Source organism: Sphingomonas sp. 179-A 2A2 NHS (assembly GCF_045371305.1).
Lineage (GTDB): Bacteria > Pseudomonadota > Alphaproteobacteria > Sphingomonadales > Sphingomonadaceae > Sphingomonas.
This window is the reverse complement of record NZ_JBIQDE010000002.1, coordinates 554,786-579,413: the sequence shown is the minus strand read 5'-3', so window position 1 is coordinate 579,413 and position 24,628 is coordinate 554,786. Positions and strand designations below refer to the sequence as shown.

Annotated in this window: 27 protein-coding genes and 2 tRNA genes; 19 read left to right on the top strand and 10 right to left on the bottom strand. The window is 65.5% G+C overall.

The features are described from left to right. Positions 1-132 precede the first annotated feature (132 nt). Complete coding sequence (locus ACH0AE_RS06065; protein WP_294443420.1) at positions 133-2,073, top strand: PAS domain-containing sensor histidine kinase; 1,941 nt, start codon at positions 133-135, stop codon at positions 2,071-2,073. Between the two features lie 159 nt (positions 2,074-2,232). Here ACH0AE_RS06065 and rpsT read toward each other — a convergent pair whose 3' ends face one another. Together rpsT and mutM are read right to left on the bottom strand one after the other, a co-directional pair. After that, on the bottom strand, positions 2,233-2,496 hold the full coding sequence (rpsT, locus tag ACH0AE_RS06060) for a 30S ribosomal protein S20 (RefSeq protein ID WP_046411219.1): 264 nt from the start codon (positions 2,494-2,496) through the stop codon (positions 2,233-2,235). Between the two features lie 94 nt (positions 2,497-2,590). Further along, on the bottom strand, positions 2,591-3,406 hold the full coding sequence (gene mutM, locus ACH0AE_RS06055) for a bifunctional DNA-formamidopyrimidine glycosylase/DNA-(apurinic or apyrimidinic site) lyase (protein WP_294443419.1): 816 nt from the start codon (positions 3,404-3,406) through the stop codon (positions 2,591-2,593). Between the two features lie 46 nt (positions 3,407-3,452). Between mutM and ACH0AE_RS06050 the strand changes: the two genes are divergently transcribed. The 7 genes from ACH0AE_RS06050 to ACH0AE_RS06020 are packed head-to-tail and all read left to right on the top strand — an operon-like array spanning position 3,453 to position 9,757. Beyond that, the gene (locus ACH0AE_RS06050; protein WP_294443418.1) at positions 3,453-4,184 is read left to right on the top strand and encodes a class I SAM-dependent methyltransferase; all 732 of its coding nucleotides are present in this window, start codon (positions 3,453-3,455) and stop codon (positions 4,182-4,184) included. A gap of 34 nt (positions 4,185-4,218) precedes the next feature. After that, positions 4,219-5,769 (top strand): 2-polyprenylphenol 6-hydroxylase, encoded by a 1,551-nt coding sequence (gene ubiB / locus ACH0AE_RS06045; protein WP_294443417.1) that lies wholly within the window; start codon positions 4,219-4,221, stop codon positions 5,767-5,769. Between the two features lies 1 nt (position 5,770). Continuing rightward, positions 5,771-6,895 carry a hypothetical protein gene (locus tag ACH0AE_RS06040; protein WP_294443416.1) on the top strand — a complete coding sequence of 375 codons (1,125 nt, stop codon included), beginning with the start codon at positions 5,771-5,773 and terminating at the stop codon, positions 6,893-6,895. After that, positions 6,892-8,103, top strand: a complete 1,212-nt coding sequence (gene coaBC / locus ACH0AE_RS06035) for a bifunctional phosphopantothenoylcysteine decarboxylase/phosphopantothenate--cysteine ligase CoaBC (protein WP_294443415.1) — start codon at positions 6,892-6,894, stop codon at positions 8,101-8,103. Before ACH0AE_RS06040 ends, coaBC begins: the two co-directional genes overlap by 4 nt. A 48-nt stretch (positions 8,104-8,151) precedes the next feature. Beyond that, a complete protein-coding gene (dut, locus tag ACH0AE_RS06030; RefSeq protein ID WP_294443414.1) occupies positions 8,152-8,598 on the top strand; it encodes a dUTP diphosphatase in 447 nt (148 codons plus the stop codon). Continuing rightward, positions 8,595-8,999 carry a hypothetical protein gene (locus tag ACH0AE_RS06025; RefSeq protein WP_294443413.1) on the top strand — a complete coding sequence of 135 codons (405 nt, stop codon included), beginning with the start codon at positions 8,595-8,597 and terminating at the stop codon, positions 8,997-8,999. The genes dut and ACH0AE_RS06025 overlap by 4 nt, the downstream gene beginning before the upstream one ends. Further along, positions 8,996-9,757, top strand: coding sequence for a HesA/MoeB/ThiF family protein (locus tag ACH0AE_RS06020; protein WP_294443432.1), 762 nt, complete (start codon positions 8,996-8,998; stop codon positions 9,755-9,757). The genes ACH0AE_RS06025 and ACH0AE_RS06020 overlap by 4 nt, the downstream gene beginning before the upstream one ends. Before the next feature lie 9 nt (positions 9,758-9,766). Here ACH0AE_RS06020 and galU read toward each other — a convergent pair whose 3' ends face one another. Continuing rightward, on the bottom strand, positions 9,767-10,639 hold the full coding sequence (gene galU, locus ACH0AE_RS06015; RefSeq protein WP_294443412.1) for a UTP--glucose-1-phosphate uridylyltransferase GalU: 873 nt from the start codon (positions 10,637-10,639) through the stop codon (positions 9,767-9,769). Between the two features lie 120 nt (positions 10,640-10,759). Here galU and wecB point away from each other — a divergent pair, with 120 nt between their 5' ends. The 6 genes from wecB (at position 10,760) to aguB (ending at position 16,454) form a co-directional block, all read left to right on the top strand. Beyond that, positions 10,760-11,878 carry a non-hydrolyzing UDP-N-acetylglucosamine 2-epimerase gene (gene wecB, locus ACH0AE_RS06010; protein ID WP_294443411.1) on the top strand — a complete coding sequence of 373 codons (1,119 nt, stop codon included), beginning with the start codon at positions 10,760-10,762 and terminating at the stop codon, positions 11,876-11,878. Next, positions 11,862-13,154 (top strand): UDP-N-acetyl-D-mannosamine dehydrogenase, encoded by a 1,293-nt coding sequence (wecC, locus tag ACH0AE_RS06005; RefSeq protein WP_294443410.1) that lies wholly within the window; start codon positions 11,862-11,864, stop codon positions 13,152-13,154. Before wecB ends, wecC begins: the two co-directional genes overlap by 17 nt. A gap of 81 nt (positions 13,155-13,235) precedes the next feature. Continuing rightward, positions 13,236-14,021 (top strand): metallophosphoesterase family protein, encoded by a 786-nt coding sequence (locus ACH0AE_RS06000; RefSeq protein WP_294443409.1) that lies wholly within the window; start codon positions 13,236-13,238, stop codon positions 14,019-14,021. 131 nt (positions 14,022-14,152) lie between these two features. Beyond that, on the top strand, positions 14,153-14,398 hold the full coding sequence (locus tag ACH0AE_RS05995; RefSeq protein WP_294443408.1) for a hypothetical protein: 246 nt from the start codon (positions 14,153-14,155) through the stop codon (positions 14,396-14,398). Positions 14,399-14,770: 372 nt separating this feature from the next. Beyond that, positions 14,771-15,553 carry an SDR family NAD(P)-dependent oxidoreductase gene (locus ACH0AE_RS05990; protein WP_294443407.1) on the top strand — a complete coding sequence of 261 codons (783 nt, stop codon included), beginning with the start codon at positions 14,771-14,773 and terminating at the stop codon, positions 15,551-15,553. Positions 15,554-15,608: 55 nt separating this feature from the next. Further along, positions 15,609-16,454 (top strand): N-carbamoylputrescine amidase, encoded by an 846-nt coding sequence (gene aguB / locus ACH0AE_RS05985; protein WP_294443406.1) that lies wholly within the window; start codon positions 15,609-15,611, stop codon positions 16,452-16,454. 26 nt (positions 16,455-16,480) lie between these two features. On the opposite strand, the gene ACH0AE_RS05980 is transcribed toward aguB, so the two are convergent. Beyond that, positions 16,481-16,556: transfer RNA gene (locus ACH0AE_RS05980), tRNA-Lys, on the bottom strand. Further along, on the bottom strand, positions 16,547-17,050 hold the full coding sequence (folK, locus tag ACH0AE_RS05975) for a 2-amino-4-hydroxy-6-hydroxymethyldihydropteridine diphosphokinase (RefSeq protein ID WP_406875542.1): 504 nt from the start codon (positions 17,048-17,050) through the stop codon (positions 16,547-16,549). Before folK ends, ACH0AE_RS05980 begins: the two co-directional genes overlap by 10 nt. A 23-nt stretch (positions 17,051-17,073) precedes the next feature. Between folK and ACH0AE_RS05970 the strand changes: the two genes are divergently transcribed. From ACH0AE_RS05970 to ACH0AE_RS05960, 3 genes are all read left to right on the top strand, one after another. Further along, on the top strand, positions 17,074-17,736 hold the full coding sequence (locus ACH0AE_RS05970; RefSeq protein ID WP_406875540.1) for a uracil-DNA glycosylase: 663 nt from the start codon (positions 17,074-17,076) through the stop codon (positions 17,734-17,736). Between the two features lie 65 nt (positions 17,737-17,801). Next, the gene (gene gmd / locus ACH0AE_RS05965; protein WP_406875539.1) at positions 17,802-18,872 is read left to right on the top strand and encodes a GDP-mannose 4,6-dehydratase; all 1,071 of its coding nucleotides are present in this window, start codon (positions 17,802-17,804) and stop codon (positions 18,870-18,872) included. Continuing rightward, positions 18,869-19,849: a GDP-L-fucose synthase family protein gene (locus tag ACH0AE_RS05960; RefSeq protein ID WP_406875538.1), complete on the top strand. Its 981-nt coding sequence runs from the start codon at positions 18,869-18,871 to the stop codon at positions 19,847-19,849. The genes gmd and ACH0AE_RS05960 overlap by 4 nt, the downstream gene beginning before the upstream one ends. Here ACH0AE_RS05960 and ACH0AE_RS05955 read toward each other — a convergent pair. Further along, positions 19,815-19,888 (bottom strand) — tRNA-Gly (locus ACH0AE_RS05955). The two genes, ACH0AE_RS05960 and ACH0AE_RS05955, sit on opposite strands and share 35 nt — an antisense overlap. A gap of 271 nt (positions 19,889-20,159) precedes the next feature. Here ACH0AE_RS05955 and ACH0AE_RS05950 point away from each other — a divergent pair. Both ACH0AE_RS05950 and ACH0AE_RS05945 read left to right on the top strand, forming a co-directional pair. Then, positions 20,160-20,720, top strand: coding sequence for a CHAP domain-containing protein (locus tag ACH0AE_RS05950; RefSeq protein WP_294442420.1), 561 nt, complete (start codon positions 20,160-20,162; stop codon positions 20,718-20,720). 85 nt (positions 20,721-20,805) lie between these two features. Continuing rightward, positions 20,806-21,984 (top strand): VWA domain-containing protein, encoded by a 1,179-nt coding sequence (locus ACH0AE_RS05945; RefSeq protein ID WP_294442419.1) that lies wholly within the window; start codon positions 20,806-20,808, stop codon positions 21,982-21,984. Between the two features lie 115 nt (positions 21,985-22,099). On the opposite strand, the gene ACH0AE_RS05940 is transcribed toward ACH0AE_RS05945, so the two are convergent. Genes ACH0AE_RS05940 through ACH0AE_RS05925 form a run of 4 tightly spaced genes read right to left on the bottom strand, consistent with a single transcriptional unit; the run spans position 22,100 to position 24,594 of the window. Next, a complete protein-coding gene (locus tag ACH0AE_RS05940; RefSeq protein ID WP_294442418.1) occupies positions 22,100-22,810 on the bottom strand; it encodes a ribonuclease T2 family protein in 711 nt (236 codons plus the stop codon). After that, a complete protein-coding gene (locus tag ACH0AE_RS05935; RefSeq protein WP_294442417.1) occupies positions 22,807-23,247 on the bottom strand; it encodes a hypothetical protein in 441 nt (146 codons plus the stop codon). The genes ACH0AE_RS05940 and ACH0AE_RS05935 overlap by 4 nt, the downstream gene beginning before the upstream one ends. A 10-nt stretch (positions 23,248-23,257) precedes the next feature. Continuing rightward, a complete protein-coding gene (gene nadC, locus ACH0AE_RS05930; RefSeq protein WP_294442429.1) occupies positions 23,258-24,076 on the bottom strand; it encodes a carboxylating nicotinate-nucleotide diphosphorylase in 819 nt (272 codons plus the stop codon). 20 nt (positions 24,077-24,096) lie between these two features. Next, the gene (locus tag ACH0AE_RS05925) at positions 24,097-24,594 is read right to left on the bottom strand and encodes an SH3 domain-containing protein (protein ID WP_406875537.1); all 498 of its coding nucleotides are present in this window, start codon (positions 24,592-24,594) and stop codon (positions 24,097-24,099) included. Positions 24,595-24,628: the final 34 nt, after the last annotated feature.

Genomic DNA, 24,628 nt, shown 5'->3' with positions numbered 1-24,628 from the left:
GCACGCCTTAATCTGCGCTAGTGAAACACCCTCTCACGCAGGCTAGCGTCCGCCCCCGATTGGCGGCACTGTGCCGGGCCCGTTCGGCACTTCACCGTCGGTCGCAGGTTCGACCTACCATCGAGAGCTTCTTTGACGCACCAACCCAGTCTTGATGCCGTGGGCGGCGATCGCCGCTTCGAATTGCTAGTGAACGCGGTGAAGGACTACGCCATCTACCTGCTCGATCGTGATGGCAACGTCGCCAGCTGGAACGCCGGCGCCGCCCGTTTCAAGGGCTATACCGCTCAGGAGATCATCGGGCAGCATTTCTCGCGCTTCTATACGGAGGAGGATCGTGCGATCGGCCTCCCCGCCCGGGCGCTGAAGACGGCGGCGGAGTGCGGCACCTTCGAGGCGGAAGGGTGGCGCGTGCGCAAGGACGGCACCCGCTTCTGGACCAGCGTGGTGATCGATCCGGTGATCGACGACGACGGCAACCTCTTGGGCTTCGCCAAGGTCACCCGCGACATCACCGACAAGCGCGAGGCGCAGAAGAAGCTCATCGCCAGCGAACAGCGCTTCCGCCTGCTCGTGCAGGGCGTGAAGGATTACGCCATCTACATGCTCGACCAGAATGGGTATGTGACGAACTGGAATCCGGGCGCGCAGGCGATCAAGGGCTATTCGGCTGACGAGATCATCGGCCAGCATTTCTCCAACTTCTATACCGAAGAGGATCGCCAGGCCGGCGAGCCGGAGCGCGCGCTGCGCACCGCCCGCGAAGCGGGTAAATATGAGGTCGAGGCATGGCGCGTCCGCAAGGATGGCACGCGCTTTCGCGCCGGCGTGCTGATCGATCCTATCTACGATTCCGGCAAGCTCATCGGCTTCGCCAAGGTGACACGCGATCTCACCGAACGATGGCAGGCGCAGCAGGAGGTGGAACGCGCCCGTGAAGCCATGGCCCAGGCGCAGAAGATGGAGGCGGTCGGCCGCCTGACCGGCGGCGTCGCGCATGATTTCAACAATATGCTGACGGTGATCCGCTCATCGGCTGACCTGCTCAAGCTGCCCAGTCTCCCGACCGACAAGCGGGATCGCTACATCAGCGCCATCGCCGACACGGCCGATCGCGCCGCCGCCCTAACGTCGCAGCTGCTCGCGTTCGCGCGCCGTCAGCCGCTGAAGCCCGAGATCTTTGACGTCGCGCAGCGGGTCGTCGGTCTCCAGCAGATGATGGAGACCAGCGTCGGCCCGCTGATCCGCATCACCATCGATGCCGACGGCGAAGGCATCGTCAACGCGGATCTCAACCAGTTCGAAACCGCGCTGCTGAACCTCGTCATCAACGCGCGAGACGCCATGCCCGCGGGCGGAGAGTTGACCATCAAGGCTGCGACCGTGGATGCCTTGCCGCGCGTCCGCGGCCACGCTGGCGCGGCTGGCAAGTTCGTCGCGGTCACGGTCGCCGACAATGGCAGCGGGATCGCCGCGGAAACGATCAAGCACATCTTCGAACCCTTCTTCACCACGAAGGGGCTGAACAAGGGCACCGGCCTCGGCCTCAGCCAGGTGCACGGCTTCGCCAAGCAATCGGGCGGCGAGATCGACGTCGAGAGCCGGATCGGCATCGGCACCGTCTTCACGCTCTATCTGCCGGTCGCCCGCGCCGATCAGATTGCCGCCGCGGCGCCGTTCCAGCCGGCCCGCCTCGGCACGCTGCGCACCCTTCGCGTCCTTCTGGTCGAGGACAATGAAGTGGTGGGCCAGTTCGCCCGCGGCCTGCTGGAAGAGATCGGCCAGATCGTCACCTGGGCGCAGAACGGCGAAATGGCGCTCGGGCTGCTCGAGACCTCGGCGGACAAGTTCGATCTCGTTTTCACTGATGTCGTGATGCCGGGGATCAACGGCCTCGATCTGGCGCGAACCATCGCCGACCGCTGGCCCGGCCTCCAGGTCGTGCTCACCAGCGGCTACAGCCACGTGCTCGCCGAAGAAGGTGACCACGGCTTCGGCTTCCTGCGCAAACCCTATTCGCTGGAAGGGCTGCTGGCGCTGCTGCGCTCCAGTGCCGAGTCGCTGGTCGATTAACGGGGGCGCCGTCTCGTGATCCCAGGCCTGGTCCGGGATGACGCTTCTGCCTCTCAGTCCGTCGGGCGCCCCCCGAACGACAAAAAGCCAGGCGATCCGAAGATCGCCCGGCCCGATGTCGTGTCCTGCCGCGCCGCGAGTCGCGGCGCTGCGCGTTCGTCAGGCGAGAGCCGACAGACGCTTGGTCAGGCGCGAGAACTTGCGGCTGGCGGTGTTGCGATGAAGCACGCCGCGCGCAACGCCGCGCTGCAGCTCCGGCTGGACCGCGGCGAGGGCCGCCGATGCCGCCGTCTTGTCACCCGCTGCGAGCGCTGCCTCCACCTTCTTCACGAAGGTGCGGATGCGGCTCACGCGCGCACCATTGATCTCGGCCCGGCGCTGGTTGCGGCGGATGCGCTTCTTCGCTTGCGGCGTGTTCGCCATTTACAGTCCTCGAAATATCGGTCGATGAAAAAAGGGCGGCGGGAACACCCATCGCCCTAGAAGTCGCGCCACTTAACGCCAATGCCGCAAATGGTCAACTGCGCTGGCAGGCCGGGCACCAGAAGGTTGATCGTCCGCCTTCTGCATATCGCTGCACCGTGCCGCCGCACGCACAAGGCTCTCCTTCCCGGCCATAGACTGCGAATTGCTTGGAGAAATAGCCCAGTTCGCCGTCCGGCCGGGCATAATCGCGAAGCGTCGATCCGCCCGCCTCGATCGCCGACAGCAGCACCGCGCGGATCGCGTCCACCAGCCGGTCGAGCCGCGCCCGGCTGATTCGCCCGGCGGCGCGCTTGGGGGAGATTCGCGCCAGATACAGCGCCTCGCAGACGTAGATATTGCCCAGCCCGGCCACGATCCGCTGGTCGAGCAGCATCAGCTTGATGGACGCTCGCCGCCCGGCCAGCGCCTCGTGCAGGTACGCGCCGGTCAGTTCCGGCCCCAGCGGCTCGGGCCCCAGCGCCGCGAAGGCCGGGAACGCGGGCAGCTCGGCGGTGGGCCACAGGTCGACCGATCCGAACCGCCGCGGATCGTTCAGCGCCACGCGCCGCCCGGCCGTGGTGTCGATCACCAGATGGTCGTGCGGCAGCAGTTCGCTCGGATCCACCCGCCACCGCCCCGACATGCCGAGGTGGAAGATCATCGTCTGCCCGCGATCGGTATCGATCAGGCCGTATTTGGCGCGCCGCGCGAGACTTGTGATACGGGCGCCGGTCATCACCTGGCGGAGTTCCGGCGGGAATGGCCGGCGCAGGTCGCCGCGCCTCGTCTCGATCGCGGCGACGGTCGCGCCGTCCAGCACCGGGCGCAGGCCCCTCACGGTGGTTTCGACTTCGGGTAGCTCAGGCACGTAACGCCCCTAGCCCCCCGCCCTGCGCCCCGCTAGAGCCGCGCACATGAGCGAAACCGTCTCCTTCGGCTACGAAGACATCCCCGCCACGGAGAAGACCGCGCGCGTCGGCGGCGTCTTCACCAATGTCGCCAGCCGCTACGATCTGATGAACGATGCCATGTCGGCCGGCATGCACCGTTTGTGGAAAGATCGCTTCGTGCGCCGGGTCAAGCCGCGCGCCGGCGAGGAGATCCTCGACATGGCCGGCGGAACCGGCGACATCGCCTTCCGCCTCCAGCAATCGGGCGCCTCGGTGACGGTGGCGGACATCAACCCCGCCATGCTCGAAGTCGGCATGAAGCGCGCGCAGGAGCGCGGCATCGACGGCCTCGTCTGGACGGAAGCCAATGCGGAAGTGCTGACCTTCCCCGACAAGTTCTTCGATGCCTACACCATCGCCTTCGGCATCCGGAACGTGACGGACATTCCGGCGGCGCTACGGGAGGCGCACCGCGTGCTTCGCCGCGGCGGCCGTTTCTTCTGCCTCGAATTCTCGACGACCACCTGGCCGGGGTTCAAGGAAGCGTACGATGCCTATTCGCACCATCTGGTGCCAAAACTCGGCCAGATGCTCGCGCAGGATGCCGACAGCTACCGTTATCTGATCGAATCGATCCGTCGTTTTCCGGATATGCCCACCTTTGAAGGCATGATTCGCGACGCCGGCTTCGTGCAGACGAAGGTGGAGCCGCTGCTCGGCGGCCTCGTCGCGATCCACAGCGGCTGGAAAATCTGATGCATTCCCCGCTGCTTGGGGGCGCTGGCGCCCGTTGACCCACCCGCTCGTCCATAGCTGGCGGCTGCTCACCTGGGGCCGCACGCTCGCGCGCCACGGTGCCCTGAGGGGCCTGGAACGCGATCCCAACACCCCGCCCCGCGTCCGCCGCCTCGTGCGCCTAGCGCGCGTCGGTGCCTCGGTGCCCGATCAGCCGCGCTACGCCGACGCCTTCGAGGCGCTCGGCCCCGCCGCGATCAAGTTCGGCCAGACGCTCGCCACCCGCCCCGACATCGTCGGTGACGAGGCCGCGCTCGATCTCTTCCGCCTGCAGGATGCGCTGCCGCCGCTTCCGTTCGAGGCGATCCGTCCGCAGATCGAGACCAGCCTCGGCCGTCCGATCGAGGCGATGTTCTCCAGCTTCGATCCGGTGCCGGTCGGCGCTGCCTCGATCGCGCAGGTCCACCGCGCCATCACCACCGATGGCCGCGCGGTCGCGGTGAAGGTGCTGCGTCCCGGCGTCGAGGAAGAGTTCGCCCGCGCGATCGAAACCTACGAATGGGCCGCCGCCCAGATCGAGGCACAGGACCGTCGCGGTGGCGGCGGCGAGATCGCACGGCTCCAGCCGCGCCTCGTGATCGCCACCTTCAAGCGCTGGACGGCGCGCGAACTCGATCTCCGCCGCGAGGCCGCTTCCGCCAGCGAGCTTGCCGAGGCGATGACGGCGGAGCCTGCCTTCCACGTTCCCGCGATCGACTGGCCCCGCACGTCCGGCAAGGTGCTGACGCTCGAATGGGTCGACGGCATCAAACTGTCGAACCGCGCTGCGCTCGTCGAGGCCGGCTATGACCTGCCGCTCCTCGCCAAGACGCTGGTGCACGCCTTCCTGCGCCAGGCGATCGCCGAGGGATTCTTCCACGCCGATCTCCATCAGGGCAATCTCTTCGCATTGCCGGGCAACCGCATCGCCGCGATCGATTTCGGCATCATGGGCCGCATCGATCGCCGCGCGCGCATCTGGCTGGCCGAAATCCTCTACGGCCTCATCACCGGCAACTACCGCCGCGTCGCCGAAATCCACTTCGAGGCGCAATATGTGCCGGCGCACCACGACGTCGCAGAGTTCGCGACGGCGCTGCGCGCCGTGGGCGAGCCGATGCGCGGCCTGCCGGTGAAGGACATGTCGATCGGGATGATGCTGGACAGCCTCTTCTCGATCACGCGCGATTTCGACATGGTCACCCAGCCGCACCTCCTGCTGCTGCAGAAGACGATGGTGATGGTGGAGGGCGTCGCCACCGCGCTCGATCCCGATATCAACCTGTGGGACACGGCGCAGCCGTTCGTCGAGGACTGGATCCGCACCGAGCTGGGGCCGGAAGCCGCGGTGGCCGATCGCATCGTCGCCGACGTGAAGACGCTCTATCGGTTGCCCGAACTGGTCCGCCGGATCGAGGCCCGCTTCCCCCCGCCCGGCGGCGCGCCCCCTGCCCCGCCGCTGCGCGAGATTGAGATCGTCCGCATCGGCGGCGGCTGGCGCTATGCTGCGGTGGCGCTCGCCACCGCTGCGCTCAGCGTGGCCGCGACGTGGATGGTGATCGGCTGAGATGCCGGCGGCGCCCGGCCGACCGATCTGGCTTGCCGCGCCGTCCCGCTTCGCGGGCTGGCCGGCGAAGCGCGCGCGCGCCGCGCTCGTCGTCCTCGCCCTGCTGATCGCTGCGCTCACCATTCAGCCATACCGGCCGCCCCCGCCGCCCGACGCGCCACCTGCGGTCGAGAACAAGGGCAGCGAGTCCGACCTCGCCCTCTACGAAACCATCGTCGACGATGTGCACCATGGCGCGGACTATTATCAGGCCACGGCGCGCGAACTGCGTGCGCGGTCCGGTTATCCGCTTCGCCCCTTCGTCACCTTCCGCATGCCGCTGCTGGCGCAGGTGCAGGCAACGCTGCCGCTTGCGGGCACTATCCTCCTCCTGTGGTTGCTCGCGGCTGCTACCGCGACCGCATGGCTGGTGCGCCTCAGTGAAATCCTGCCGCATCGGGCGCCGCGCATCGTCGCCGCACTGCTTCTCGCCGGCGGGCTCATCGTCTCGGTCCAGCCGGAACTCACGGCCTCGCACGAGATCTGGGCGGCGCTGCTGATCGCCTGGTCGCTGGCAGTGCGCCGCCGCGGCGAGTGGGTGGCGTCGGTGGCGCTCGCCACGATCGCGATGCTGATCCGCGAAACCGCCGCGCTGTACGTCGTGGTCATGGCGGGCTTCGCGCTCGTGACGGGCCAGCGGCGCGAATTCCTCGGCTGGTGCCTGGGCCTCGGGGCGTTCGCCGCCGCAGTCGTCGCTCACGCTATGGCGGTGGCGCAGGTCACGGGCCCGCTTGATCTGGTGTCCGATGGCTGGTCCGGCCTGAACGGCTTGTGGTTCTACGCCATGACGCTGCGTCACGCGACGGTGCTTGAGGTGTTCCCCTTCACGCTGGTCGCCCCGGTCATTGCGCTGGCGCTGTTCGGCTGGACGGTGCCGCGCGATCCGCTGACGATGCGCATGGCCGTGGTGCTCGCCGCCTATGGGATCCTGATCGCCGGCTTTGCCCGGCTCAACAACTTCTACTGGGGCATGATGGTCGCCCCGGTCGTGCTCGTCGGGCTGGCCTTCGTGCCGGACGGGCTGCGCGATCTCTACCGCGCTGCGCTCGACAGGCGCCGCATTACCGTGACAAGAACCGCATCATGAGCCGGATACTCCTGATCGTCGGCGGCGGAATCGCGGCCTATAAGGCCTGCGAACTCATCCGCCTGCTGCGCAAGGCCGGCCACGGCGTGCGCTGCGTCCTGACGGAAGGGGGCAGCCACTTCGTCACCGCCATGACGCTTGCCGCTTTGTCCGAAGAGGAAGTCCACACCACTTTGTGGGATCTCAAGGACGAGGCCGAGATGGGCCATATCCAGCTCAGCCGTCAGGCAGACCTCGTCGTGGTCGCGCCAGCGACGGCTGATCTGATGGCGCGCATGGTCGCCGGCCTCGCCAATGATCTGGCCACCACGTTGCTGCTCGCGACCGACAAGCCGGTGCTCGCCGCGCCAGCGATGAACGTGCGCATGTGGCTCCACCCGGCAACCCAGCGCAACGTCGCACAGCTTCGCGCGGACGGCGTGACCGTAATGGAGCCGGATGAGGGCGCAATGGCCTGCGGCGAATATGGGCCGGGCCGCCTCCCCGAACCCGCAGCGATCGTCCGCGCGATCGAAGAGCGGCTCGCCGCTCCGCGCGAGGCAGCTTCGATTTACGACACGAGGGCGCAGCCACTCGCGGGCAAGCACGTGCTCGTGACAGCCGGCCCCACGCACGAGCCGATCGATCCCGTCCGCTACATCGCGAACCGCTCGTCCGGAAAGCAGGGCTTCGCCATCGCCGGCGCGCTCGCGGCGCTCGGTGCGCGCGTATCACTCATCGCCGGTCCGGTGACGCTGCCGACCCCCGCCGGCGTCACCCGCATCGACGTGGAAACCGCGCGCGAGATGGCGGCTGCCGTGGATGCGGCGCTGCCGGCCGACGCCGCCGTTATGGTCGCTGCGGTCGCGGACTGGCGCGTGGAGTCCAGCGCCGATCAGAAGATCAAGAAGGCCACCGGGGCGACGCCGACGCTCGCTTTGGCCGAGAACCCGGATATTCTCGCCACGCTAGGCCGCAGCGATCGGCGCCCGCGCCTGCTGGTCGGCTTCGCGGCGGAAACGCAACAGGTCGTGCCGCATGCGCAGGCGAAGCTCGCGCGCAAGGGTGCGGATTGGATCGTGGCGAACGATGTCTCCGGCGATGTCATGGGCGGAGACGCAAACACCGTGCACATCGTCTCCGCGGACGCGGTCGAGACATGGGATCGGGCGCCGAAGGCCGCGGTCGCCGAACGGCTCGCCGCAAAGATCGCGGCTGCGCTACAGTAATAAGCGTCGCCCGCGCCCATATTCGCGCGCCTATCAACCGGAGATACAATGACTGACCCGATCAGGATCCAGATCCTGCGCCTGCCGCATGGCGCTGGGCTCCCGCTTCCCGCTTATGCCACCGCCGGCGCCGCCGGGATGGACGTGGTCGCCGCGGAGGATCTGACGCTCGCGCCGGGCAAGCGGGAAGCCGTCGCAACCGGCTTCGCGATGGCGATCCCACCGGGCTATGAGGTTCAGGTGCGCCCCCGCTCGGGTCTTGCGCTCAAGCATGGCATCACGTGCCTGAACACGCCGGGCACGATCGACAGCGATTATCGCGGCGAAGTGAAGGTGATCCTCGCGAACCTTGGCGAGGAAGATTTCCTTGTCCGGCGCGGCGAACGGATCGCGCAGCTGGTGCCGGCACCTGTGCTACAGGCAAGGCTGGACGAGTGCGAGGCACTCGATGATACGGATCGCGGCGCCGGAGGTTTCGGGTCGACAGGACGATGATCGCACTCACGACGATACTTGCCGTGCTGGCACAGGCGCCGGAGCAGGTGACGGCGGCCGCCCCGCCTGCCGTGGAGCTGGCGGAGGCCCCGGCGGATTTCGCTGCCCTGCCGGAACTGCCGCTCCAGCGTCCGTTCGCTGACATGCGCCCGCTGTCGCAGTTCGTCCGCGACGAAGTGCGCGCCGGCCGCTGCTCCGCGACCGACAGCAGCATCCGGGTGGATCTTGCGGTGCTGATCGCCGCCAACGGCCAGGTCCGGCGCGTGCGGCCGCGGGCGATCGCTTGCCCCACCGTCGAACAATATGCCTCGGGCGTGATGTCGCGCATGGCCCGCAACAATGTGTCGGCGCCGGGCGAGGATCGCTGGTACCGCGCGGCGCTCGTCTTCGCGTGGAACTGACGCTCGGCGCCGAGGAGCGTGCCCGTTACGCCCGGCAGATCATCCTCAAGGAAATCGGCGGTGCCGGCCAGCGCCGGCTGAAGCGCGCCTGCGTCGCCGTAATCGGCGCGGGTGGCATCGGCTCCCCGGCGATCGCCTATCTGGCCGCTGCCGGGATCGGTCGCCTGGTCATCATCGACGACGATTCGGTCGACCAGTCGAACCTCCAGCGCCAGATCCTGTTCGACACCGCCGATGTCGGCCGCCCCAAGGCGCAGGCTGCGGCTGAGGCCGCCCGCGCCCTCAACCCGCATGTCGAGACGCAGGTGATCGCCGCCCGAATCGGGCCGGACAATGCCGCCGCGCTCCTCTCCGGTGCCGACGTCGTCCTCGACGGCTGCGACAATTTCGCCACCCGCCTTGCCGTCGCCGACGCAGCGCTCGGCCTGCGCATCCCGCTCGTCTCCGCCGCGGTCGGGCAGTTCGAAGGTCAGCTGGCGGTCTATCGCGGCTGGGAAGCGGACAAGCCATGCTACCGCTGCCTCGTCGGCACCTCGCCCGATCGCGAGGAGGGCAATTGCGCCGAGCAGGGCGTGCTCGGCCCCGTCACCGGCGTGCTCGGCAGCATGGGCGCGCTCGAGGCGATCCGCGCCGTCACCCCCTTCGGCGAAGATGCCGCCGGCCGCCTCATCCTGCTCGATCTGCTCGATCTGCGCTTCCGCACCGTGCGCCTGCCGAAGGACCCGGCCTGCCCCGCCTGCGGTCCCTCGGCGCGCTGAGGCGACTTCCTACTTCAGCAGATCCTTCGCGAAGGCACGCACCGGCGGGCCGATGTCGTCACGCGCCAGCGCCAACGCCAGGTTCGCCTGGATGAAGCCCACCTTGTCGCCGCAGTCATAGCGGTGCCCGTCGAAGGTGAAGCCGTGGAACGGCTGCTTGCCGATCAGTTGCGCCATGGCGTCGGTCAGCTGGATCTCGCCGCCCGCGCCGCGCGTCGGATTGTCGAGGATCCGCATCACTTCGGGTTGCAGGATGTAGCGCCCGGGCGTCATCAGGTTGGAGCGGGCCGTACCCGGCGCCGGCTTCTCGATCACTTCCAGCACCTCGGTCAGCCGCCCATCGACAGCGCCGGGGGTGATGATGCCGTACTTGCTCGTCTCTTCCGGCGCCACTTCCAGCGCGCCGATCAGATTGCCGCCGACGCGCTGATAGGCCTCCACCATCTGCGACAGGAAGCACGGCGTCCCCACCATCAATTCATCCGGCAGCAGGACCGCGAACGGCTCGTCGCCGACGATCTCCCGCGCGCACCAAACGGCATGGCCCAGCCCCAGCGGCTCCTGCTGGCGAACATAGACCGGCGAGCCCGGTTTCTGGCGGATGCCGTCGATCGCGGAGAGGCTCTTGCCGCGCTCCCTCATCGTCGTCTCAAGCTCGTAGGAAATGTCGAAATGATCCTCGAGCGCCCCCTTCCCGCGCCCGGTGACGAAGATGATCTGCTCGATCCCCGCCTCCAATGCCTCCTCGACGGCATATTGGATCAGCGGCTTGTCGACGACCGTCAGCATCTCCTTGGGCATCGCCTTGGTCGCCGGCAGGAAGCGCGTTCCCAGCCCCGCAACTGGGAATACGGCCTTGCGTACCGGCTTGATCGACGACATCGGCTGACTTCTCCCCCTGTTGAGGCGCGCAGGAATAAGGCGAGGCGCTCGCGCGGCAAGCACGATTTGCCCCGTTGCGGTTAGTCGCCCCTTAAACCTGTCCGGCTACGAAAAGGTGTCATGAAGGTTCTCGTTATTTTCGGCACCCGGCCTGAGGCGATCAAGCTCTTCCCCGTGGTACGCGCGCTCGCCGACACGCCGGGGCTCGTCGTCCGCACCTGCGTTACGGCGCAGCATCGCGGCCTCCTCGATCAGGTGCTCGCGATTGCGGGCCTCGCGCCGGACGTGGACCTCGACATCATGGAGCCGGGGCAGACGCTCGATCGCCTCACCGCCCAGTTGCTCACCGGCATCGGCGAGGTGCTCGATCGCGAGCAGCCCGATCGCGTCATCGTACAGGGCGATACCGCCACCGCCATGTGCGGCGCGCTCGCCGCTTATTACCGCAAGATCCCGGTCGCCCATGTCGAGGCGGGTCTTCGTTCCGGCAACATCTACCATCCCTGGCCGGAGGAGGTGAACCGCCGCATCGTCGCCCCGATCGCCGACCTCCATTTCGCCCCCACCGACACGGCCGCTGAGGCCTTGGCGCGCGAGAACGTCCGCACCGCCGTCCACGTCACTGGCAACACCGTGATCGATGCGCTTCACTGGACGGGTGATCGCATCGCCGCAGATCCGGCGCTCGCCGCCGGCCTCGACGCGATCGCCGGCCGCTTCGCCGGCAAGCGGATCGTGCTCGTCACCACCCACCGGCGGGAGAATTTCGGTGGCGGCATGGCGTCGATCGCCCGCGCCATCGCGCGCATCGCCGCCCGGGAGGATGTGGCCGTCCTCTTCCCGATGCACCCCAACCCTAACGTCGTGTCGGTGATGGACACGATCCTCGGCGAGCATGCCAATGTCGCGCGTATCGATCCGCTCGATTACCCGCACTTCATCCGCGCGCTTGGCCTGTGCCATCTCGCGCTCACGGATTCAGGCGGCGTCCAGGAGGAAGCGCCCGCGCTCGGCAAGCCAGTGCTCGTGATGCGCGACACCACCGAGCGGCCAGAGGGCGTCGCCGCCGGTACTGCGAAGCTGATCGGCGCGGACGAGGATCGGATCGTTTCCGAAGTCTTCACTCTTCTCGATGACAAGGCCGCCTACGCCGCGATGGCCCGCGCCCACAATCCGTTCGGCGATGGCCACGCCAGCCAACGGATCGCAAGGATCGTCGCCGATGCTGTCGGGAACTGAATTGAACGTCGTCGTCCTCGGGCTCGGCTATATCGGCCTGCCCACCGCCGCCGTGATCGCACGAACCGGCGCACAGGTGCTCGGCATCGATGTTGATTCCTCGGTCGTCGAGACGATCAATTCGGGCAAGGTGCATATCGAGGAAGTCGACCTGGACGGCCTCGTGTCCGGTGTGGTCGCGCGCGGCAATCTGCGCGCCTCGACCCAAATCGAGCCGGCCGATGTCTTCGTCATCGCAGTGCCCACGCCCTTCGGAGAGGACCATTCGCCCAACATCGGCTATGTCCTGAAGGCCGCAACGACGGTCGCCGCCGTGCTCAAGGTTGGCGACACGGTGATCCTCGAATCCACCTCGCCCGTCGGCACGACGGAGCAGGTGCGCGATCTTCTCGCAAAGCTTCGGCCCGATCTTCGTGCCCCCGGCCTCGGCGACGGCGCCGATTACGCGGTGGCTTATTGCCCGGAACGCGTTCTCCCGGGCCGGATCCTCGTCGAACTCATTGACAATGATCGCGTCATCGGCGGCATCACGCCGCGTTGCGCGCGCAAGGCGCTCACCTTCTACCGGCGCTTCGTGCGTGGTGCCTGCGTCACCACCAATGCGCGCGCCGCCGAGATGACGAAGCTGACCGAAAACGCCTTTCGGGACGTGAACATCGCCTTCGCCAACGAGCTCAGCCTCGTCGCCGAGAAGATGGGCGTCGATGTGTGGGAAGTGATCCGGCTCGCGAACCGCCACCCGCGCGTCAACATCCTCCAGCCCGGCCCCGGTGTCGGCGGCCATTGCATCGCCGTCGATCCCTGGTTCCTCGTCAGCGCCGATCCGCAGAACACGCCGCTCATCCGCACGGCCCGCGAAGTGAACGACGGCAAGACCGATCATGTCATCGTCAGCGCCACCGCACTGATCGAAGCGAACCCGGGCGTGCCGGTCGCGTGCCTCGGCCTCGCGTTCAAGGCGAACATCGATGACTTTCGGGAAAGCCCCGCGCTCAAGGTCGCCGCGACTCTTGCGCAGCGGTTCGGCAGCAGGGTGCGGATCGTGGAACCATACGCGACCGCCCTGCCGCCCGCATTCGACGGCACTGGCGCGGCCCTCATCGACATCGACACCGCGATCGAACGCTGTCCGCTGATGATCGTCCTCGTCGATCATGATGTGTTCCGCTCGGTTCCGCTTGAGGAACGCGCGGCGAAGCAGGTGCTAGATACCCGCGGCATCTGGCCGGATCAGCCGCCACCGCGCAGCGCAGAGCCGCTTCGACTGGCCGTATAATCTATGCAGGCCTTCCGCTCATGTTGCGGGCGCGAAGAACGTCAGGTAAGGGCCGCGCTTTCCTGAAGTAATTGCTTGCCTATGCTTTCGCGTTTGCTCTCGCGCCGCCGTCCCGAACCGATCCAGGCGCGACTGCCCGAGGGGCGCCGCATCTATGCCATTGGCGATATTCACGGCCGGCTCGATCTTCTCGATCAGCTGCTGGAACAGATCGCTGCAGACGATGCTGCGCGCGGCCCCGCGTCTACCGGGCTCATCTTCCTCGGCGATCTGGTCGATCGCGGGCCCGATTCGGCCGGCGTGGTCGAGCGGGTCCGCGCCTTGTGCGCAGAACGCTCAGACACGCGCTGCCTTGCCGGCAACCATGAAGAAATCTTTCTCGGCTCCTATGAAGGAGATACCGATCTACTGCGTTTGCTGCTGCGTGTCGGCGGGGAGGAAACCCTGCTGAGTTATGGCCTCACCGCGCAGGAAATCGAGGAGACAACAGCGCCCGAGCTGGCGGCGCTGATCGCAAAGCGGCTTCCGGCGGAGCACATGACGTTCATTCGCAATCTTGATGATTACATTGTCGAGGGCGACTATGTCTTCGTGCATGCCGGTATCCGACCGGGAGTCCCGCTGGAGGCGCAGCAGAACAGCGACCTTCGCTGGATTCGCGGGCCGTTCCTCACCCACAGCGGAAGCCACGGCAAGTTCGTGGTACATGGTCACACGATTACCGAAGAGGTTCATGAGTGTGACAACCGAATCGGGATCGATACCGGGGCCTATCGCAGCGGGCGGCTGACCGCCTTGGGGATCGAGCGCGACCGTCGCTGGCTGCTGCAGACCGAAACTCAACAACCAGTTGCTGGGAACGACTGATATTGTAGCTCGTTTTCCTTCCTATTTGTCGTTTCTTAGTTGAATAACCCCCGAATCATCGTGTTTTGTACGTTGCGTTGCACCACATTCTCTGCCAGATGGCGTGCGACGGACAATAAAGGGAGTTCGTAATGAAGCTTCGTGGTTACATGGCGGCCGTTGCCGCTGCTTCGCTGGCAGCCGCTCCGGCGATTGCTGCTCCGGCCAACTCGGCCTCGAGCCTCTCGGTTGCCAAGGCTGCACGCGCCAGCGCGCCGACTGCCAAGGGTGAGAAGGTCGCTGGCGGTGGCGTGATCGTCGCCGTTCTCGCGGCTGCTGCCGTGATCGCGGGCATCGTGATCATTGCCGACTCGGACGACGATTCGGACAGCAACTAAGTCCTTCTTGGATTTGGTAAGGAAATAGCGGCCTTCGGGCCGCTATTTTTTTGTCTGCCGCAGATGGATTGATCAAGATCAAGCTCTTTGACCGTCCGACATCGTCGTGCCCCGGTGGAAGGAAAACGATCAGGGCATCGCCACTCTGCTCCTGGCCTACGCCCGCCCGCTCCTTCGTCCGCGCCAGGCGCTGTCCTACATCGCACGCGCAAGGCATGATCATCGCGGTGATCGCCCCCCCGGCTCTCAGCACCGTTGCGAATGTTGAAGATGTTGGAGAAAAAAGCGCCAGAGCCTCAACTTCCTCAACATTCGCGCTGGTCGCAGCGCCGCCAATCCCCACAAGAATCAGAAACAACTGGAGAGAGAACAATGCCTTACGCCCCATTCGACCTTACCGGCAAAGTGGCGCTGATCACCGGCGGGAATGGCGGGATCGGCATCGGCATGGCGGATGCGCTCGCCCAGGCCGGCGCTGATGTCGTCATCTGGGGAAACAACCCGACGAAGAATGCCGCGGCTGAGGCACGCCTGTCGGCGCATGGCGGGCGCGTACTCGTCGAACGTGTCGATGTCGGCGATGAGGCTGCCGTTGACGAAGGCGTCAACCGCGCGGTCGAGACATTCGGTCGGCTCGATTTCGTCGCTGCCAATGCCGGTATCGGCGAAGGTGCCGAATCCTTTCACTCGATGACCACCGAACTGTGGCGCCGCGTGCTGGCGGTGAACCTCGATGGTGTGTTCTGGACGTTGCGCGCCGCCGCCCGCCACATGGCCGAGCGTGCTGAACGCGGCGATATCGGCGGCTCGCTGCTGGCGACCTCCTCGACGTCGGCGGTACACGGCGCCCCGCGCAATCAGGCCTATGCCGCAACCAAGGGCGCCCTGCTGCCGATGATCCGCGGGATCGCGGTTGAATATGCCCGGCATGAGATTCGCGCGAACGCGATACTCCCCGGCTGGATCGCCACCGACATGACGTCCCGCGCGCAGGGCAATCAGAAGTTCAACGACAAGGTGATCACCCGCGTGCCGATGCGCCGCTGGGGAGAGCCGGAGGATTTCGGGGGGCTTGCCGTCTATCTCGCCTCCGATGCCTCGCGCTTCCACACGGGTGACACGTTCACCGTCGACGGCGGCTACACCATCTTCTGATGCCAACCTCCTTCAACGCTGGCGGGCGGCGGCGGCTTTCCCTACATGGCCGCGCATGACCGCAATCACCGTCGCCGCGCTTCAGCTCGCCTTCTCGAATGATATCGATGCCAACATCGCCAATGTCTCGCGCCTGGTGCGCGAGGCGGCGGCCAAGGGTGCGCAGGTCATCCTGCCCCCGGAGCTGTTCGAAGGCGAATACTTCTGCCGGGTCGAGGACGAAGGTCTTTTCGCCAATGCCAAGCCAACGGCCGAGCACAAGGCGGTGCGCGCGATGCAGTCGCTTGCGGCTGAGTTGAAGGTCCATATCCCCACCAGCTTCTTCGAAGCGGATGGGCCGCATTACTACAACAGCCTCGCGATGATCGGTCCCGATGGCGCCGTCCAGGGCGTCTATCGCAAGAGCCACATCCCCGATGGCCCGGGCTATGAGGAGAAGTTCTACTTCCGCCCCGGCAACACCGGATTCAAGGTCTGGGATGGCCCCGCGAAGCTCGGGGTCGGCATCTGCTGGGATCAATGGTATCCTGAAACCGCGCGCGCGATGATGCTGATGGGCGCGGAGGTCCTCTTCTATCCGACCGCCATCGGCAGCGAGCCGCACGATACCTCGCTCGACACCGCCCGGCTGTGGCGCCGCGCGATGGTCGGTCACGCGGTCTCGAACGTCGTGCCGGTAATCGCCGCCAACCGCGTCGGCACCGAACACGATCAGACCTTCTACGGCACCAGCTTCATCTGCGACGAGCGGGGGGATATTCTGGCGGAGCTTAATCGCGAGGAAGAAGGCGTGATCACCGCCACGCTTGATCTCGATCGCGTCAAGCGCCACCGCGCCGCCTTCGGCTTCTTCCGAGACCGCCGCCCCGAACTCTACGGCCGCCTGGTCGCGGACATCTGATGGCGTAAGGGCGAGCGGAGAAATGCTGGTGGGTCCGCCGGGGCTCGAACCCGGGACCTCTCGATTAAAAGTCGCTTGCTCTACCGACTGAGCTACGGACCCGCACCAGCGCCGCTGCGACTAGGGAGCGGGCGCCGGCGGGTCAACCGGCTGTGAAGCTGACGGACCGTAAATCCGCTGATCGGGTCACGCCAATCCGCCGCGAGATCGAGGAGCGGGGTCAAAACGAAGTCACGCTCCCGGAACGCCGGATGCGGAATTGTCAGGCCGGGCCCCTCGAACGCACCCCCGGACCACAGGATGATGTCGAGATCGATGACGCGAGCGCCCCAGCGCTGCCCAGGCCGCCGTCCGAATCGCCGCTCGATCCGCTTCAGCCGTCGCAGCAGCTTCTCTGGCCTCGCGCGCGTTTCCACCAGAGCCACAGTATTCGCGAAGCGCCGGGTGGACGGGCCCATGGGCGCACTCGACCGGATTGCGGCGGCTGTCACGCGCCCCTTGATGTGTTCCAAAGCAGCCGCGATTTCCGCTGGCGGCGTTCCGTGCCGGCCGCGACGATTAGAACCGGCGGCGATGACATAGGTTGAGCGCTCCATGCCGCTCAGCCTATCGCGCGTGCATGAACTTCGCACCATCCCCCCTGCCCCGCACGGAGCCGCCCAGCAACTGCGCGCTCTGTCCTCGCCTCGCGGGGTTCCGCCAAGCACTTCGTGCTGAGCATCCGGACTGGTGGAATGCACCCGTGCCCGCCTTCGGCGACCCGGACGCCTGGCTGGTGATCGTCGGGCTGGCGCCCGGAAAGCATGGCGCAAACCGTACCGGCCGACCCTTCACCGGCGATTACGCGGGCGTGCTGCTCTACGACACTTTGGCAAAATATGGACTCAGCGATGGTACCTTCGATGCGCGCCCAGATGATGGCCTGAAACTTCGCGGTGTGATGCTGGTCAACGCTGTCCGCTGCCTCCCGCCCGAGAACAAGCCCACCCCAGAGGAGATCCGCACATGCCGCCCCTTCCTCGAAGCGCCGCTAGAGGCGCTGACGAGGGCGCGTGTCTTCATCGCGCTGGGACAAATCGCACATCAGTCTGCAGTAAAAGCCTTGGGCGGAAAGCTGCCAAAAGCAAAATTCGGCCACCTTGCGGAACACAGAATGCCGGATGGACGCGTCTTGATCGATAGCTATCACTGTTCGCGCTACAACACGAATACGGGACGTCTCACGACACCGATGTTCCAATCGGTATTCGACCGAGCAGTATCATTGCGAGATTTCACCTAAACCAAGACTTGCGACCATCCATTTGCGTGTTAACCATAGCCCGCAAATAAATGGGGGCGCGCGCAATGGCTGATCCAAAGATTGCGTTGATAACAGGCGCAACAGGACAGGACGGCGCCTATCTGTCCGAGCTTCTTCTTTCCAAGGGTTATGAAGTGCACGGCCTGAAGCGGCGCTCCTCCTCGTTCAACACGGCGCGAATCGAAAATATTTACCAGGATCCGCATGAGGAGGCCCGTCGCTTCCACCTCCATTATGGCGACTTGACCGATTCCACGAACCTGATCCGGCTGGTCCAGCAGATACGCCCCACCGAAATCTACAATCTCGCGGCACAAAGCCACGTGGCAGTCAGCTTCGAGACGCCGGAATATACCGCGAATGCGGACGGGATCGGCACGCTTCGCCTGCTCGAAGCGATCCGCATTCTTGGCATGGAAAGACAGACGCGCTTCTACCAGGCGTCCACCAGCGAATTGTACGGGCTGGTACAGCACGTCCCGCAGCGCGAATCGACACCGTTCTACCCGCGCTCCCCCTACGGGATTGCGAAGCTTTTCGCCTTCTGGACGGTCGTGAATTACCGCGAAGCCTATGGGATGCACGCGTCAAACGGCATCCTGTTCAACCACGAAAGCCCATTACGCGGGGAAACCTTCGTCACGCGCAAGATCACCCGTGCGGCAGCGGCGATCAAGCTTGGGAGACAGGATCGGTTGTGGCTCGGAAATCTCGACGCGCAACGCGACTGGGGCCATGCACGCGAATATGTTCGCGGCATGTGGCTCATGCTGCAGCAGGAGGAGCCGGATGATTACGTGCTCGCTACCGGCGAGTGCACCACCGTCCGGGCATTTGCGGAATGGGCGTTCGAGGAAGTGGGCATTCGGCTGCGATGGGAGGGCAGCGGCGCGGACGAGAAGGGTTTTTGCGAACGGAGCGGCGATTGCGTCGTCGAAGTTGACGCACGTTACTTCCGCCCCACTGAAGTCGACCTTCTGATCGGGGATTCCGCAAAGGCCAAGCAGCGCCTCGGCTGGTCTCACGATACTTCCGCGCGCGAACTCGCACGCGAGATGGTCCATGCAGACCTCCTCGTCATGCGGGACGCGCCGATCGCTCGAGATGCTTGGTGACGAGCGACGGATACGAACTGAGAGGAAAGCGCGTCTTTGTGGCCGGCCATGGGGGCATGGTCGGCTCAGCAATCGTCCGCCGGCTCGTCAATGAAGGTTGCGCAATCATCACCGCGCCCCGGTCAGAGCTTGACCTCAGCGACCAGGCGCAGACGCGCGCTTGGTTCAACGCAGCCAAGCCGGACGCGGTCTTCTTGGCCGCGGCGAAGGTCGGCGGGATCCTGGCTAATGCCGCCCATCCAGCCACGTTCCTCTACGAAAACGTGATGATCCAGGCCAATGTGCTCGAAGCCGCTCGCCGTAGCGGGGTCGAGAAGCTGCTCCTCCTCGGCTCTTCCTGCATCTATCCGAAGCATGCGACGCAGCCAATCAGCGAGGACGAACTCCTCAGCGGGCAACTTGAACCGACCAATGAATGGTACGCTATCGCCAAGATCGCCGGCATCAAGCTGGCCCAGGCGATCCGCCGGCAGCATGGATGCGACTTCATTTCGGTAATGCCATGCAACCTCTATGGCCCGGGCGACGATTTCGACCTTCAATCAAGCCATGTCCTGCCGGCCCTGATCCGCAAGGCGCACCACGCCAAGACTTGCGGTAAATCAGCTATGAAGATCTGGGGCACCGGAGAACCGCGCCGCGAGTTCCTGCATGTCGACGACCTCGCCGACGCATGCGTCTTCCTCATGAACCACTATTCCGGCGAAAGCCCGATCAACGCCGGGTTCGGCCGCGACATATCCATTTTGGCGCTGGCCGAATTGATATGCCGCGTGATCGGCTTTGAAGGTCACATCCGGCGAGACGCTACGAAGCCCGATGGTACACCGCGCAAACTGATGGATTCCGGCCGGCTCGTCGCGATGAGATGGCGACCGACCATTACGCTCAAGGCCGGAATTGCAGACACGTACCGCTGGTTCTTGCGCAACATTGAAGCCGTGGAGCGGGTGAAGGGAATCGAACCCTCGTCGTAAGCTTGGGAAGCTTCTGCTCTACCATTGAGCTACACCCGCACACCATGAAGCGCATGCTCCCGGCCGGCCCGACCCGATGCCGGGCAACCCGTGGTGCGAGGCGATTATCGGAACGCACGCGGAGGCGCAAGCTCGGCGGCGCAACATCACGCATGGAAAGGCCCGGCAAGAACCTGATTCGCCTGCGTCCTGATCGCATCCGTTGAGATCGTTACGCTTCCGAAATCCTCATCACGAGGGCACCCTAGTGCTTCGTTAACCAAAGCCGGCAACCTTCCGATTAGATCCGGCTGGTTACCAATGGCGCGTGATGAAGCGCTCCCCCCTCGCTCTCGTCGCGGCGTTCGCTTGCGCCTTTGCCATCCCGGCCGAAGCGCGTTCGCTGCTCGACTATGTCGGCCAATGCGTGCCCTTTGCGCGCGAGGCCTCTGGAATCCAGATCTACGGCGATGCCTGGACCTGGTGGGATCAGGCGGAAGGACGATACCGCCGCAGTGGCAAACCGCGCGTCGGCTCAGTCATTGCCTTTGCCAAACAGTCTCGGCTCCCCTTGGGTCACGTCGCCGTCGTCAGCCGTATCGTCGAGGACCGCGTGCTGATGCTCACGCACGCGAACTGGTCGCGCTTCGATGGGCAGCGCGGCCGCGCCGAGCAGGACGTGACCGTGTTCGACGTCAGCGAACGCAACGACTGGAGCGAAGTGAAGGTCTGGTTCCGCGACGCCGGCGGGCTGGGCGGCACGATCTACAAGGTCCATGGCTTCATCTACTCGCCCAATCAGCCGCGCGAGGAACTGACGAGCCGCAACCCGGATTATGTCGGCGCGCTGATCGATGCCTATGTGCCCCGCGCCAGCGGCGCGCTCCGCTGAGGGGGCCGGTCGCAACTTCGGGCTGTCACCACGCGCTCACATCTGCCATCACGCTGCGAAAAGCAGATGATGGGGCGGATAGCCGATGTTCCTCAACTTCCTAGACGAGCTACGCGTCGCCGGGATCCCGGCCAGCATGAAGGAGCACCTTTTGCTTCTGGAGGCGCTGGACAAGGAAGTGATCGATCGCACGCCGGAGGATTTCTATTACCTCTCGCGCTCAGTGTACGTGAAAGATGAGGGCCTGCTCGACAAATTCGATCAGGTATTCGCCAAGGTCTTCAAGGGCATTGAGACCAGCTTCGCGCAGGAAGGGGCCGAAATCCCGGCAGACTGGCTGAAAGCCGTTGCCGACAAATTCCTGACGCCCGAGGAGATGGAAGCAATCAAGTCGCTCGGCTCGTGGGACGAGATCATGGAGACGCTGAAGAAGCGCCTCGAGGAGCAGCAGAAACGCCACCAGGGCGGCAACAAATGGATTGGTACCGGCGGCACCTCCCCATTCGGCAATTCGGGCTACAATCCCGAAGGCGTTCGCATCGGCGGCGAATCGAAGCAGAAACGCGCGTTGAAGGTGTGGGACCAACGCGAGTTCAAGAACCTCGACAACACCAAGGAACTGGGCACCCGCAACATCAAGATCGCGCTTCGCCGATTGCGTAAGTTTGCCCGCGAGGGCGCGCAGGACGAGCTGGACATCGACGGCACGATCGACGGCACGGCGCGGCAGGGCTGGCTCGACATCCGCATGCGCGCCGAACGACGCAATGCGGTGAAGCTGCTGCTGTTCCTCGACGTCGGCGGATCGATGGACCCGTTCGTGAAGCTCTGCGAAGAATTGTTCTCAGCTGCGACCACAGAGTTCAAGAATCTCGAGTTCTTCTACTTCCACAATTGCCCCTACGAAGGCGTGTGGAAGGACAACAAGCGTCGCTTCTCGGAACGCACGCCGATGTGGGACGTGCTGCACAAGTTCCCGCACGATTATAAGCTGGTGTTCGTCGGGGACGCCTCGATGAGCCCCTACGAGATCACCCATCCGGGCGGCTCGGTGGAACATTTCAACGAGGAGTCGGGCGCTGTCTGGATGAACCGCCTGACGACCACCTATCCCGCCGCCGTGTGGCTGAATCCGGTGCCACAAACGCAATGGGGTTATTCGCAGTCGGTGAAGGTGATCCGCGAACTGATGAATGACCGGATGTACCCACTGACGCTCGCTGGCCTCGACGACGCGATGCGCGAGCTGACTCGCAAGCGCTGAACCTGGCTGGCCGCCCCGCCGCTGGCCGTCGGTTCAAGAGTGGTCACCCCGGCCTTGAGCCGGGGTCCCGATCGTCCTCCCCGACCAAAGACGACGGGATCAGTTTCAATCTGCCTCAGCGCGGCCCGCGCCAGATCCGCACGCGCGCGTTCGGCTTCACGCCGCCCTGATGCGCCGGGCAGCGGGCGTATTGGAACCGCTTGTCCATGCAGATCCATACCTCGTCCAGCCAGCCCTGCCGATCGGTGGTGATGCGCATCATGTTCGCCCGCATACCGGGATTGACTCGCGCGATAGCGGTCGCAAGCCTGCCCGCCGATAGCGGCTGACGCGATAGCGCCACCATGTCGGGATAACGCAGCTTGCCGTAAAGCGCGGTGGCGCGGCGGAAATAGCTGTCGGGGGTTTCCCCCGGCATGCACGTCCCGTGCTTTGCCCATTCGTGCTGCAGCAGCTGCGCCGACGGGGTGGCGCAGATGTTCGCGCGGATCGTCTTCTCCGACAGGAGCGTCGTGGCCTTGCAATATTGCGGCCACTCCTTGCCGATCCCATCCGGCCACAGGCCATGAAGAACGAACCCAAAGCGGTTGGAGCCCCCACATTGGAAACGTGACCGCATGGCGGCGTCGGGCTTGCGGCAATATTGCGGGGACCAGCTGATCGCGAGCGTGTAATGGCCGATCGGCAACAGCCGCTGCGGCTCCTTCTCGCTCGGCAGGTCGGGCCGAACCTGAAGCGCGGTCGCATCCGGAATACCGCAGCTATACGCCTGCGCCGCCGCGACACCGGGCGTCAGCAACAGCACGCCGGCAAGGGCACGGATCATTCCACAGGCTCCTGTTCGATGTTGTCGGCCTCGCCGAACCACAAGCGCGCGTCGGGCCGGAAGAGGTACGTTGTCGCGACGATATAAAGGACGGCAGAACCGATACCGGTGATGCCGGCAGCGGCGGACGGCATTGCCCCGCTCGCCAGCGCCATGATGGCGAACAGCAGGACGATGGCAGAAAAGGCCGCCAGGACGACCGCCACCCATTTGACGATCAGGCTCGGTCGGCGCGCCGTGAAGTACCACACCGCAAGCCTCATCAAGAGGCCAGCGGTGGCGGTTGCAGGCAACAGCCACGAAACCTGCGCCAGCGTCGGATTGGCCGCGAACTGCGCCAGCGAACGGTTCCAAGTGAGCGCCGTGTTGAGCAGCCCCAATCCAACCGCCGCGAGGTAGAGTTGCTCGTAGCGGATAATCGATGCGGGACGATCCATGATCCGATCCTCAGGCAAGGGCGAAGTCGAGGCCGATGTCAGCCGCCGGTGCCGACTGCGTGAGACGCCCGACACTGATGAAGTCCACGCCGGTTTCCGCAATGCCGCGGATCGTGTCGAGGGTGACCCCGCCAGAAGCCTCGCAGGGCACCCGCCCGGCGATCAGCGCCACCGCTGCGCGGAGTTCCTCCAGTGACATGTTGTCGAGCAGCAGGCGCGTCGCCCCTGCCGCAAGCGCAGGCTCGATCTGGTCGACCCGATCAACCTCCACGATGATCTCCGGCACGCCAGCCGCGACCGCGCGTCGAACAGCCTCGCCGACGCTGCCGGCAACCGCGACGTGATTGTCCTTGATCATCGCCGCGTCCCACAGCCCCATGCGATGATTGCGCGCCCCGCCCATGCGGGTCGCATATTTCTCGAGCACGCGAAGCCCCGGGATCGTCTTGCGCGTATCCAGCAGGATCGCGCCGGTACCGGTGAGGCGATCGACATAGGTCGAGGTAAGCGTTGCTATGCCCGAGAGGTGCTGGACGGTGTTCAACGCGGATCGTTCTGCGGTCAACAACGCCCGTGCGCGACCTTCGATGTGCATCAACTGCACGTTGCGCTCCGCTCGCGCGCCGTCTTCGAGCAGCATTTCGATGGTGGCTTCCGGATCGAGCCGGCGGAAAAATGCAGCGGCGATCTCTAGCCCGGCGACCGTGATAGCATCGCGTGTGTTCATCACCGCCGTGAAGCGAGCGTCGGCCGGGATCACCGCATCGGAAGTAACATCGATGCCTGGGCCCAGATCCTCCGCCAATGTCGCGGCGACGAAGGCGTCCATGTCGAAACTCTCGATCGCGCTCACGGCAGCGTCTCCTCTGCGCCCACACCCCACAGGCGGCTAGCCTCGGCATAGCCGGCCTGCCCCTTCACGTCGAAGCGGCACCAGCCACGCGCGCATTGGCTGATCCGGCCGATCACGCCCGGCTCCGCACGCCAGAGGACACGAGCGCCATAGGCAGGCCGGTCACGCAATTCGGTGACCGAGCCCTGAACCATCGCCGTGCGGGTGCTGCTGATAAGCGCGCCGAGCATCCAGCCCTGCGTGCCGCCGGGATCCTCCACCTTGCGCCATTCCTTGAACACGTCGACCACGCGCACCGGCAAATCCGCGCGCACATACAGCCATGTGGCCGGGAAGGTGCGGCCGGGGCCGGAGCGCATGCGCGCCTTCCCTGCCCCGATGGAGGCAAAATAGGGCGGCTTCGGCTTTTCCTTCGCCGCCTGCGCCGCGACATCGCCAGCGGACAGCGCCGTGATCGCGATCAGCGCCGCCCATAAGCCCGTCATCCGCCGCATCTTTCGCCCCTGCCGCATTGCCCCACCTGTAGTC